The organism is Pseudomonas sp. XK-1 (assembly GCF_038069885.1).
In the GTDB taxonomy this organism is placed as follows: Bacteria; Pseudomonadota; Gammaproteobacteria; order Pseudomonadales; family Pseudomonadaceae; genus Aquipseudomonas.
In genome coordinates this window covers 157,612-169,728 of sequence record NZ_JBBPES010000008.1, presented here as the reverse complement: position 1 = coordinate 169,728, position 12,117 = coordinate 157,612, and the positions used below count along the sequence as shown (strand labels likewise).

The window sequence follows — 12,117 nt, the reverse complement described above, 5'->3', positions numbered from 1 at the left end:
GGTGATTAAGCGCAGCCGCGCGTACCCCCGCGACCCGTGCTCTGCAGACGCACAGCTGTCCATCTGCAGCCTAGCAATTCCCGGCACTGCGTCGGTGCGCTGGCGCATTCTGGCTCGTACGCCTCGACAATTGCCCGTCAGGCGCATGCAATGTAGCGCGAGCAGTACAGCTGAGACAGCGCAATGCGGACAAATGCACTCGGGGCGCATCCCGGGGTTGATCGTCCAGGCGCTTGCCATCATCCTTGCCTTCGCCCTGCCGCGGGGTCAGCCCACGGCGACCTAAAGCCTTGCGCCACTGCCGGCGTGCCATGGAGACTCGGATGACCCGCCCCACCCCTCTGACTACGCTGCTGGCCCTGATCGCCGCAGCCTGTTTGCTCATGCTCGGTTCCGCCCTGGTCCTGCAACACCAGTTCGGCTGGGAGCCCTGCACCCTGTGCGTGCAGATCCGTCTATGGCTGGTCTGTGGCGCAGTTGTCAGTCTTCTGCTGCTGGCCTGCGAGGCGCTCGGCCTGCGCTGGCTGAGCCTGGCGCTGTGGCCCCTGCTCCTGGCTGCCGGGGGCATGGCCGTCTACGATAACAGCCACCTGCTGCTGATCGAGAGCGGCGTGCTGGAAAGCTTCAGCTGCTCACCCTTCCCTTTTTATGCCTTCCAGTTGCCGTTGCATGACTACCTGCCCGAGGTGTTTATGAGCGCCGGGGTATGCGGGCAGAACGACTACAAGATTCTCGGCCTGCCCTTTACCGCCTGGACCTGGCTCAGCCTGACGCTGCTGATGGGCCTGATCCTGTTCAGCGCCTGGCGCGCACTGCGTCAGGGACGCTAGGAGCCTGTCGGACTTAACGCTGTTCTACTGCGGAAAAGCCGGACTCGGCCATTTTTGCTGCTCTTTCTCGTTAAATAGCTTGCTATTCTCCTCGAAAGACCAACAAAACTGACTCGACCCGGACTTTCCCTCGCTACGAACGGTCAAGCCCGACAGGCTCCCAGATAAGCGGATTACCGCCGACAAACGCAGAGATAACGGCGGTAATCCGCCAGCCACTGTGATCTGGCGCACAGCGGTATAACGCAGGCCCGGTCCCCGCCGGCCAGGCCAGACTCTGGCATAGGCATTGCGAGTGTCTGCCGCTATCGCGTCGCCCAGGCCCTTTCCGCACACTGGGCCGGCGGCGCGACTTTTCCATAAGAATAAAAGGACACGCCATGCTCAAGTCGATAGCCGTTGTTGCGGCCAGCACCCTGTTGCTGCTCTCTGCCCAGGTCCATGCCGCCAGCGAGACGGGGCCTATCCTGATCAAATTCGCCCATGTGGTGGCCGACAACACCCCCAAAGGCCAGGGCGCACTGCTGTTCCAGAAACTCGCCGAGGAGCGCCTGGGCGGCAAGGTCAAGGTTGAGGTCTACCCCAACTCCAGCCTCTACGGCGATGCCAACGAACTCGAAGCCCTGGCCAACAATGAGGTGCAGCTGCTGGCACCGTCGCTGGCCAAGTTCGAGAAGTACACCAAGCAATTGCAGGTGTTCGACCTGCCCTTCCTGTTCGATGACCTGGACGCGGTCAACCGCTTTCAGAAGCGCGCCAAGGGCCGCCAGTTGCTGCGCTCCATGGAAGACCACAACATCGTCGGCCTGGCCTATTGGCACAACGGCATGAAGCAGCTGTCGGCCACCAAGGCGCTGCTGGTGCCGGGCGACGCGGCCGGTTTGAAGTTCCGTATCCAACCTTCCAGCGTGCTTGAGGCGCAGTTCAACCAGCTCGGTGCAACGCCGCTGGTACTGCCCTTTGCCGAGGTCTTCGAGGCGCTGAAAAGCGGCAAGGTCGAGGGGGCGGAAAACCCCTGGTCGAATATCTACAGCAAGCAGCTGCACAGCGTGCAGCCCTTTATTACCGAGACCAACCACGGCGTGCTCGACTATATGCTGGTGAGCAATCCGCGCTTCTGGTACGGCATTCCGCACCAGATCCGCGTGGAGCTGGAAGGCATCATCGACGAGGTCACCTTTGAAGTGAACCGCCAGGCCGAAGCGGCCAACCTGGCTGACCGCAAGCGTATCGAGAGCGCTGCCGGCACCGAGGTAATCGCCCTTAGCGATGAACAGCGCGACGCCTGGCGCCAGGCCATGCAGCCGGTGTGGCAGCAGTTCGAGACGGTTATCGGTCGCGATGTAATCAAGGCCGCGCAAACGGTCAACCGCAACAAGCGCGACTAGCTCCTGACCGTAGGGTGCGCCATGCGCACCAAGCCCCTCCGCCTGGGCGGATGTGCAGCGCCCCCTACTGCTTCTGCTGCCAACCACCACCCAGCGCCGCGATCAACTGCACGCTGGCGGTCAGACGACTGCCCAGCAGGCCGAGGTTGGTGCGCTCGTTGTTCAGCGCCGTGGCCTGCACATTGACCACGCTGTTGAAGTCCACGGTGCCGGCCTTGTACTGGTTCTCGATCAAGCGCAAGGACTCGCGGGCGGCGTCCAGCGCCTCCTGCTGGACTACCGCTTCCTGCTCCAGCACACGCAGTTGCACCAGGGTGTCCTCCACCTCACGGAAGCTGTCGAGTACCGATTGACGGTATTGCGCCACGGTCTGGTCGTAGGCCGCTTCACTGCGTTCCAGCTCGGCGCTACGCGCGCCACCATCGAACAGGGTCAGGGCCAGTTGCGGGCCGAGGGACCAGAAACGGTTGGGCAGATCGATCCAGTCGGCAAAGCTGCTGCCGCGGTAGCCGCCGCTGGCGGAGATGGTCAGGTCCGGGTACCAGGCGGCTTCTGCGACACCGATATCGGCGTTGGCGGCCATCACCCGGCGCTCGGCCGCGGCCACATCCGGGCGGCGCTCCAGCAGTTGCGACGGCAAGGCCACGGGAATCTGCGGCAGGCTGGGCAATTGCTCACGCACGGCGATGCTCAGTTCGCTGGGCGGTACGCCGATCAGCACGGCAATCGCATGCTCCAGCTGGGCGCGCTGCCATTTCAGGTCGATGGCCTGGGCCTGGGTGCTTTTCAGCTGGGTCAGCGCCTGGCTGACATCGGACTTCGGCACGATGCCGGCGTTGTACTGGTTCTGTGTGAGTTTCAGCGACCGCGCATAGGCCGCGACTGTGGCATCGAGCAGGCGCTGTTGATCATCCAGCACGCGCAGTTGCAGGTAGTTTTGTACCAGCTCTGATTGCAGGCTGAGCTTTAGCGCGGCGAGGTCGGCGGCGCTGGCCTCGAAACCGGCGCGGCTGGATTCCAGCGAACGGCGCAGCTTGCCCCAGATATCCAGTTCCCAGGCGGCATTCAGGCTGAGGTCATAGCTGCTGGACACGCCGCTGCTGTTCGAGTTGGTGCTGCTGGACGTGCTCTGGCTGCCAGTGCCCTGGCCGCTGCGGCTGGCCCCGGCGCTGCTCGACAGGCTCGGATAGAACGCCGCTCGCGCGCCGCGCACCAGGGCGCGAGCCTGGCGATATTGCGCCTCGCTGGCGGCCAGGTTCTGGTTGGAGATATTCAGCCGCTCGACCAGGGCATTCAGCTCAGCATCGCCATACAACTGCCACCAGCTGCCGCGTTCCAGCACATCACCGGGCTTGGCCTGGGTCCAGCCTTCAATCTGCTTAAACTGCGTAGGAATCTGCAGTTCGGGGCGTTGATAGTCGGGTCCCAGTGCGCAGGCACTCAAAGCCAGACTCAAAGCCAGCAAAGCGGGTAAACGATATACGGCTCGGACTTTCATAAGGCGATGTACCAATCAGGTGATGCTTAAGGCATTTGGGCAATTAGGTAGGGTGCGCCGTGCGCACCAGCGCCCGCCATAAACCCTTGGTGCGCGCGGCGCACCCTACGACGTACAACGGCTCCCTCCACCCAGTTGCGGCCATAACCGTTCATAGCGGGGTTTCCAGAGCAGCGTCGGTGCGCACGCCTCGCCAGCGGTTGACCCGGTGGCGCAGGCGGTCGAAATACAGGTAGATCACCGGCGTGGTGTAGAGGGTCAGCAGCTGGCTCAGTACCAGCCCGCCAACAATGGTGATGCCCAGCGGTTGGCGCATTTCCGCGCCTTCGGCGCTGCTGAGCATCAGCGGCAGCGCGCCGAGAATCGCCGCCAGGGTGGTCATCATGATCGGCCTGAAGCGCAGCAGACAGGCCTGGCGGATCGACTCCTGCGGGCTCAGGTGCTGCTGGCGTTCCAGCTGCAGCGCCAGGTCGATCATCAGAATCGCGTTCTTCTTGACGATGCCGATCAGCAAAAACAAACCGAGCAGTGAAATCAGGCTGAATTCGATGCTCATCAGCTGCAGCGCCAGCAGCGCGCCGACCCCGGCCGAGGGCAAGGTGGAGAGAATGGTCAGCGGGTGGATATAACTCTCATACAGCACGCCGAGGACGATATACACCACCACCAAGGCCAGCAGGATCATCCACGGCTGGTTCTGCTGGGTTTGCTGGAAGGCCCCACCGGTGCCGCCGAGCATGCCCTGCACCTGGGTGGGTAAACCGACCCGGGCAACCGCGTTGTTGATCGCCTCACTGGCCTGCTCCAGGCTGACCCCTTCGGCCAGGGCGAAGCCGATGTTTTCCGCCGCGAACTGGCCCTGGTGATGCACCCGGTCTTCTTCCAGGCTGCGCTCCCAGCGGGCGAAACTGGACAACGGCACCCGCGCGCCTTCGGCGGTGATCAGCTGAATCTGGTCGAGGGTTTCCGGGTACTGGGCGAACTGCGGGTTGATCTCCATCACCACGCTGTACTGATTGAGGCTGTCGTAGATGGTCGACACCTGGCGCTGGCTGAAAGCGTTATTCAGTACCGCAGTGATCATATTCATGTCCACGCCCAGGCGCTTGGCCATGTCGCGGTCAACCACCAGGCGGATCTGCTGGGTGCCTTCAGCCTCCTTGGCGTCGATATCTGTGAGTTCCGGCAGTGCACGCAGCGCCTCACGCACCGGCGGCAGCCACTTGCGTAACTCATCGAGATCGCCGGACAGCAGCATGTATTCGTTTTCCGAGCTGCGCCCTTCCCGCCCGCCGATCTGCAGGTCCTGATCGGGCATCAGAAACATCCGCCCGCCCGGCACTTTCGGCACCGAATGACGCAGGCGGTTGATCACCTCCTGGGCGCTGGCCTTGCGCTCGGAGACAGGCTTCAGGCGCACGATCATAAAGGCGTTATTGATCCCGCCGCTGCCGCCGATAAACCCAGCCACGCTGTCCACCGCCGGGTCGGCCAGCACGGCGCGGCGGAAGATTTCCATCTTCGGCTGCATCACCTGAAACGACAGGCCGTCATCGCCACGAATCATGCCGATTAGCTGGCCGGTGTCCTGCTGCGGCATAAAGGTCTTGGGCACGCTGACAAACAGGAAGATATTCAGCGCGATGGTTGCCAGCAGGCTGAACAGCATCAGCAAGGAATGCTTGAGCGCCCAGTCCAGGCTGCGGCTATAGAACGTCAGCACCCGCCGCTGCACGGCCCTGCCCCAACGCTGCATGGTACCGGGCTGGTGTTCGGCAGTTTCGGCCTTGAGCCAGCGGGCGCAGAGCATTGGCGTGAGGGTCAGCGACACCAGCAGGGAAATCACTATGGCCACGGCCAGGGTGATGGAAAACTCGCGGAACAGCCGCTCGACGATGCCGCCCATAAACAGGATCGAGATAAACACTGCGACCAGCGACAGGTTCATCGCCAGCAAGGTGAAGCCAACCTCCCGCGCGCCCTTGAACGCCGCCGCCATGGGCGTTTCGCCGGCCTCGATATGCCGCGAGATGTTTTCCAGCACGACTATGGCGTCGTCCACCACCAGGCCGGTGGCGATGATCAGCGCCATCAGCGACAGGTTGTTCAGGGAGAAATCCAGCAGGTACATCAGCGCAAAGGTGCCGACCAGCGACACCGGCACCGCCAGGGCCGGAATCAGCGCGGCGCGCCAACGGCCGAGAAAGGCGAACACCACCAGAATCACCAGCACCACGGCGATCAGCAGGGTTTGTTCGGCCTCATGCAGGGTTGCGCTGATCACCGGTGAGCGATCCATGGCCACCTGCAGCTCGATACTGGCTGGAATCACCGCACGCAGGGCCGGTAACTGTTCGCGGATACCGGCGATGGTTTCGATGATATTGGCCCCGGTCTGCCGGTTGATCACCAGCAGCACGGCCTGCTCATCGTTGAAGAAGCCGCTGTTGTAGCGGTCCTCGACGCCATCGGTGACGGTTGCCACATCGCCCAGGCGCACCGCCGCGCCGTCCTGGTAGCGAATGATCAGCGGCAGGTAGTCGGCGGCTTTTTCCAGTTGGTCGCTGGCCTGCACCTGCCAGTGCCGCTCGGCATCTTCCACCGCGCCTTTCGGCCGTTTGGCGTTGGCCGCACTGATGCTCTGGCGCACTTCATCCAGGGCGATGCCGTACTGATCGAGCAAGCGCGGCTCCAGCGCCACGCGCACGGCGGGCAAGGAACTGCCGCCGATCTGCACTTCACCGACGCCGGTTACCTGGGCAAGCTTCTGCGCCAGGATGGTCGAGGCCAGGTCATACAGCTCACTCTTGGGCAGCACCTCGCTGGTCAGCGACAGCACCATGATCGGCGCTTGCGAGGGGTTGACCTTGCGGTAGGTCGGCATGCTGCGCATGCCGCTGGGCAGCAGCTCGCGCGAGGCATTGATCGCCGCCTGCACCTCGCGGGCGGCGGCGTTGATATCCCGGTCCAGGTCGAACTGGATCATGATCCGCGTATTGCCCTGGCTGCTGCGGCTGTTCATCTGGCTGATGCCGGCGATGGTGCCGAGCGAGCGCTCCAGCGGCGTGGCCACGCTGGACGCCATGATCTGCGGGCTGGCTCCCGGCAGGCTGGCCTGCACGGTAATCGTGGGGAAATCCATCTGCGGCAGCGGCGCTACCGCCAGCAGACCGAAGCTGACGCCGCCGAGCAGCAGAATCGCCAGGCTCAGCAGCAGGGTTGCCACCGGCCGGCGGATAAAGGGACCGGAGAGGTTCATGCCGCAGCCCCTGTAGGAGCGAGCTTGCTCGCGATGCTTTTGCATTGGCCATAATCGCCAGCAAGCTGGCTCCTACAAAAAGCACTCACACCGCCACCCCGGCGGCGCTACGGCCACTGACCCGTCGCGAAAGGCGATCGAAGTACAGGTAGATCACCGGCGTGGTGAACAGCGTAAGGATCTGGCTCAGCAGCAGCCCGCCGACCATCACCAGGCCCAAGGGCTGACGCAGCTCGGCCCCGGAGCCGGTGGCCAGCATCAGAGGAATCGCGCCGAACAGCGCGGCCAGGGTGGTCATCAGAATCGGGCGGAAGCGCAAAAGCGCAGCGCGATAGATCGCATCCGTAGGCGTCATGCCCTGGTTGCGTTCGGCGTCGAGGGCGAAGTCGATCATCATGATCGCGTTCTTCTTGACGATGCCGATCAGCAGGATGATGCCGATGATCGCGATCAACCCCAGCTCGTTGCCGCTGATCAGCAACGCCAGCAGCGCGCCGACCCCGGCTGAAGGCAAGGTGGAGAGAATGGTGATCGGATGGATGTAACTCTCGTAGAGCACGCCGAGCACGATGTACATGGTGACGATGGCCGCCAGAATCAGCAGCAAGGTGCTCGATAGCGAGGCGCGGAAGGCTTCCGCTGCGCCCTGGAAGCGCGTCTGCACCGCTGGCGGAATACCGATCTTGCGCTCGACCCGCTCGATCACCGCCACCGCTTCGCCCAGCGATACGCCGCTGGCCAGGTTGAACGACAGCGTGGCTGCCGGGAATTGGCCGATATGGTTGATCAGTAGACTGGCGGCGCGCTCCTCGACCTGGGCCAGGGTCGACAGCGCAACCTGCTGACCATCGGCGGCCTTGACGTGAATCTGCCGCAGCGCCGCCGGGCCGATGCTGCCGGCATTCTCGCTCTCCAGCACCACGCGGTACTGGCTGGCCTGGGTGTAGATGGTGGAAATCTGCCGCTGGCCGAAGGCGTCGTACAACGCGTTGTCGATATCGGCGATGCTGACGCCGAGACGACCGGCCATGTCGCGGTCGATCTGCAGAAACACCTGCAGGCCACGGTTCTGCAGGTCGCTGGCCACGTCAGTCAGCTCCGGCTGCTCGCGCAGCGCGCTGACCAGCCTGGGTACCCATTCTTCCAGCAGACCGATATCCGGCGACTCCATGCTGAACTGGAACTGCGTGCGGCTGACCCGATCCTCGATGGACAGGTCCTGCACCGGTTGCAGGTACAGCTCGATCCCGGGAATCCGCGCCAGCTCCGGGCGCAGCCGTTCGATGATCTGGCTGGCGCTGACATCGCGCTCGGCCCGTGGCGTCAGGTTGATCAGCAGGCGGCCACTGTTGAGCGTCGGGTTGTCGCCGTCCACGCCGATATAGGACGACAGGCTGGCCACGGCCGGGTCCTGCAGAATCACTTCGGCCAGGCGTTGCTGGCGCTCGCTCATGGCGCGGAAGGAAATCGACTGCGGTGCCTCGGAAATACCCTGGATCACCCCGGTGTCCTGCACCGGGAAAAAACCCTTGGGCACGGCCAGGTATAGCACTACGGTCAGCGCCAGGGTGCCGATGGCCACCAGCAGGGTCAGCGGTTGATGCTTGAGCACCCAGGTCAGCCACAGGCCATAACGGGCGATCATGGCGTCGATCACCGCCCCGGCGGCGCGGTAGAAGCGCCCTTCTTCCTCGGGCTTTTCCGCCTTGAGCAGGCGCGCGCACATCATCGGCGTCAGGGTCAGCGACACCACCAGGGAAATCAGGATGGCCACCGCCAGGGTGATGGCGAATTCGCGGAACAAGCGTCCCACCACGTCGGCCATAAACAGCAGCGGAATCAGCACCGCGATCAGCGAGATGGTCAGCGACACCAGGGTAAAGCCGATCTGCTTGGCCCCCTTGAGCGCGGCATTCAGCGGCGTTTCGCCCTCCTCCAGATGCCGCGCGATGTTCTCCAGCATGACGATGGCATCGTCCACCACAAAGCCGGTGGCGATGGTCAGGGCCATCAGGGTCAGGTTGTTGATGGTGAAACCAGCCAGGTACATCACGCCGAAGGTGCCGATCAGCGACAGCGGCACGACGATGGACGGGATGATGGTGGCCGACAGCTTGCGCAGGAACAGAAAGGTCACCAGCACCACCAGGGCGATGGCCAGCAGCAGCTCATACTGCACGCCCTTGACCGCCGCGCGGATGGTTTCGGTGCGGTCGGTCAGCACGCTGACCTCGACGCTGGCCGGCAGGCCCTGGGTCAGGTTGGGCAGCAGGGTCTGGATGCGGTCGACCACATCGATCACGTTGGCCCCCGGCTGGCGCTGCACGTTGACCAGCACCGCTTCGTTGCGATTGGCCCAGGCGGCCAGGCGCTGGTTTTCCGCGCCGTCGATAATCTCGGCGACATCCTTCAGACGCAGCGTCGCGCCGTCCTGATAGCTCAGAATCAACTCGCGGTATTCGTCGACGGATTTCAGCTGATCGTTGGCATCCAGCTGCGACACCCGGGTCGGGCCATCGAAGTTGCCCTTGGGCTGATTGACGTTGCTCGCGGTGATCAGGTTGCGCACATCGCTGAGGTTCAAGCCATAAGCGGCCAAGGCTTGCGGGTTGACTCGCAGACGCACCGCCGGACGTTGCCCGCCGGCCAGGGTGACCAGGCCGACGCCGCTGGTTTGCGCCAGTTTCTGCGCCAGGCGGGTGTCGACCAGGTCGAACACTTGGGGTAGCGGCATGGTTTTCGAGCGGATGGCCAGGGTCAGCACCGGGGTGTCAGCCGGGTTGACCTTGTTGTACACCGGCGGTGCCGGCAGATCATTGGGCAGCAGGTTGCTCGCGCCGTTGATCGCTGCCTGCACTTCCTGCTCGGCGACATCCAGCTTCACCTCCAGGTTAAAGCGCAGGGTGATCACCGAGGCACCGCCCGAGCTGGTCGAAGACATCTGTTTGAGCCCGGCCATCTGGCCGAACTGGCGCTCCAGCGGCGCGGTGACCGCACTGGTCATCACGTCCGGGCTGGCACCTGGATACAGAGTCATCACCCGGATGGTCGGGTAATCCACCTCCGGCAGCGCCGAGACAGGCAGCAGGCGGTAGGCGATCAGGCCGCTGAGGAAGATCGCCAGCATGATCAGCGTGGTGGCGACCGGCCGCAGGATAAACAGGCGTGAGGCGTTCATTGGGCGCGCGGCGCGCCCTGGCGCTCAAGCGTGGCCGGCTCGGCCTGGGCGGCAACCGGTTTGTCGCTGATCACTTCGACCTGATTGCCCGAACGCAAGCGGTCGGTACCCTCCAGCACCAGGCGATCACCTGGTTTGAGGCCCTGCTCGACCACGCTGCGCAGGCCGTCGCTGGCACCAACGCTGATCGGCGTCAGCTGCACCTTGTCATCACTGTCCACCACATAGGCGAAGGTGCCGCTGGCCCCGAATTGCAGCGCGGCGGCCGGCATCAGGGTGACGTTCTGCAGGGTTTTTACCCGCAGACGCACATTGACGAACTGGTTGGGGAAGAGCATTTCCTCGGCATTGGCGAAGCGCGCCTTGAGCTTGACCGTGCCGGTGGCGGTGTCGATCAGGTTGTCGACGCTCTCCAGTTCGCCCTCGGCCAGTTTGAGTTTTTCACTGCGGTCCCAGGCCTCGACCGCGAGGGTCGCTCCGGCACGCAGTTGCTGCACCACGGCTGGCAGTTCGGCTTCGGGCAGGGTAAAGATCACCGCAATCGGCAGGGTCTGGGTAATCACCACCAGCGGCAATGCATCACCGGAGCTGAGCAGATTGCCGACATCGGCCTGGCGAATGCCCAGGCGGCCGCTAATGGGGGCGCGAATCTGGGTGAAATCCAGGTTCAGCCGCGCGGTGGCGACATCAGCCTGCAGGCTCATGAGGCTGCCGCGGTATTGGTTGACCAGCGCTTGCTGGGTATCGAGGGTCTGCTTGGCAATCGAGTCTTCGGCATACAAGCCGCGGTAGCGCGCCAGGTCCAGCTCGGCGTTACGCAGTTGCGCCTGGTGTTCCTGCAGTGCGCCCTGGGCCTGCTGCAAGGCAATTTCGTAAGCACGTGGGTCGATTACCGCGAGCAGATCGCCGGCCTCGACCTGCTGGCCGTCCTTGAACAGCAACTTGACCAGCTCCCCCTCGACCCGGCCGCGCACATTCACCGTGTTATAGGCGGTCACAGTGCCCAGGGCCTTGAGTTCAACCGGGAAGTCGCCCTGGCTGACAGTCGCCACACGCACCGGCACCGGTCCCATGTCGCCAAAACGGCCACGGCCCTGTGGCGCTTCCGGCGGGCTGGGCCAGAACCACCACAGCAGTACGGCAAGAACAGCCAGTGCGAGCGAGCCCAACAGCCATTGGCGCGACAGGTGGCGAGGACGGGGGGCGAACGCGGAATCAGGCATGGCGAGGATCACTTCCTTGGGAAGCCTGAACGATATGCAGTATCAGCCAGCCTGCAAAGTCTCTTTACCGCCTATTTACCATTTCCTTACGTAACTAACTGCCTGATCCGCCGATAAAAAACTGCTCTCCAGAAAAGCCCGCAGAAATGAAAACGGCCTGCAAGGCAGGCCGTTGGACAATCATTGAGCAGCTGTTACTTGAGTACGGCAATCGCCGCGGCGTAGTCCGGCTCGTCAGCGATTTCGCTGACCAGTTCGCTGTGCAGCACCTTGTCGTTTTCATCCAGCACCACCACGGCGCGGGCGGCTACACCGACCAACGGGCCGGAGGCGATGGCCACGCCATAGTCCTTGAGAAACTCGGAGCCGCGCATGGTCGACAGGTTGATCACGTTCTCCAGGCCTTCCGCGCCGCAGAAGCGCGCCTGGGCAAACGGCAGATCGGCCGAGATGCACAGCACCACAGTGTTGGCCAGCTTGCTGGCACCGGCGTTGAAGGTACGCACCGAAGTCGCGCAGGTCGGGGTATCGACGCTGGGGAAGATGTTCAGCACCTTGCGCTTGCCAGCCAGGCTGGCCAGGCTGACATCGGCCAGACCCGCGCCGACCAGGGTAAAGGACGGCGCTTGCTGACCGACTTGCGGCAATTGACCGGTCACTTCGACCGGGGAACCTTTGAGGGTGACTTGTGCCATGGAATCGATCCTTCTGTGCAGATTGGGGACGGTAAACAAGTAAGGG

General features: G+C 63.5%; 7 protein-coding genes. 2 read left to right on the top strand and 5 right to left on the bottom strand.

What is annotated here, in order from left to right; all coding sequences use genetic code 11:
* Positions 1–323: 323 nt before the first annotated feature.
* Positions 324–830, top strand: a complete 507-nt coding sequence (locus tag WMW70_RS20045; RefSeq protein ID WP_341439220.1) for a disulfide bond formation protein B — start codon at positions 324–326, stop codon at positions 828–830.
* A gap of 380 nt (positions 831–1,210) precedes the next feature.
* Positions 1,211–2,218 (top strand): TRAP transporter substrate-binding protein, encoded by a 1,008-nt coding sequence (locus WMW70_RS20040; RefSeq protein ID WP_341439219.1) that lies wholly within the window; start codon positions 1,211–1,213, stop codon positions 2,216–2,218.
* A gap of 64 nt (positions 2,219–2,282) precedes the next feature.
* On the opposite strand, the gene WMW70_RS20035 is transcribed toward WMW70_RS20040, so the two are convergent.
* The 5 genes from WMW70_RS20035 to tpx all read right to left on the bottom strand — a co-directional run bounded on the left by WMW70_RS20035 (position 2,283) and on the right by tpx (position 12,071).
* The gene (locus tag WMW70_RS20035) at positions 2,283–3,716 is read right to left on the bottom strand and encodes an efflux transporter outer membrane subunit (RefSeq protein WP_341439218.1); all 1,434 of its coding nucleotides are present in this window, start codon (positions 3,714–3,716) and stop codon (positions 2,283–2,285) included.
* Between the two features lie 151 nt (positions 3,717–3,867).
* On the bottom strand, positions 3,868–6,975 hold the full coding sequence (locus WMW70_RS20030; protein WP_341439217.1) for a multidrug efflux RND transporter permease subunit: 3,108 nt from the start codon (positions 6,973–6,975) through the stop codon (positions 3,868–3,870).
* Between the two features lie 85 nt (positions 6,976–7,060).
* Positions 7,061–10,153, bottom strand: coding sequence for an MdtB/MuxB family multidrug efflux RND transporter permease subunit (locus WMW70_RS20025; protein WP_341439216.1), 3,093 nt, complete (start codon positions 10,151–10,153; stop codon positions 7,061–7,063).
* On the bottom strand, positions 10,150–11,376 hold the full coding sequence (locus tag WMW70_RS20020) for an MdtA/MuxA family multidrug efflux RND transporter periplasmic adaptor subunit (protein ID WP_341439215.1): 1,227 nt from the start codon (positions 11,374–11,376) through the stop codon (positions 10,150–10,152). The genes WMW70_RS20025 and WMW70_RS20020 overlap by 4 nt, the downstream gene beginning before the upstream one ends.
* Before the next feature lie 194 nt (positions 11,377–11,570).
* Positions 11,571–12,071 carry a thiol peroxidase gene (gene tpx, locus WMW70_RS20015; RefSeq protein WP_341439214.1) on the bottom strand — a complete coding sequence of 167 codons (501 nt, stop codon included), beginning with the start codon at positions 12,069–12,071 and terminating at the stop codon, positions 11,571–11,573.
* Positions 12,072–12,117: the final 46 nt, after the last annotated feature.

Excerpts from the sequence above, each read along its gene's own strand:
- WMW70_RS20045 (WP_341439220.1), top strand. The coding sequence starts at position 324 with ATGACCCGCCCCACCCCTCTGACTACGCTGCTGGCCCTGATCGCCGCA.
- WMW70_RS20025 (WP_341439216.1), bottom strand. The coding sequence starts at position 10,153 with ATGAACGCCTCACGCCTGTTTATCCTGCGGCCGGTCGCCACCACGCTG.
- WMW70_RS20030 (WP_341439217.1), bottom strand. The coding sequence starts at position 6,975 with ATGAACCTCTCCGGTCCCTTTATCCGCCGGCCGGTGGCAACCCTGCTG.
- WMW70_RS20035 (WP_341439218.1), bottom strand. The coding sequence starts at position 3,716 with ATGAAAGTCCGAGCCGTATATCGTTTACCCGCTTTGCTGGCTTTGAGT.
- tpx (WP_341439214.1), bottom strand. The coding sequence starts at position 12,071 with ATGGCACAAGTCACCCTCAAAGGTTCCCCGGTCGAAGTGACCGGTCAA.
- WMW70_RS20020 (WP_341439215.1), bottom strand. The coding sequence starts at position 11,376 with ATGCCTGATTCCGCGTTCGCCCCCCGTCCTCGCCACCTGTCGCGCCAA.
- WMW70_RS20040 (WP_341439219.1), top strand. The coding sequence starts at position 1,211 with ATGCTCAAGTCGATAGCCGTTGTTGCGGCCAGCACCCTGTTGCTGCTC.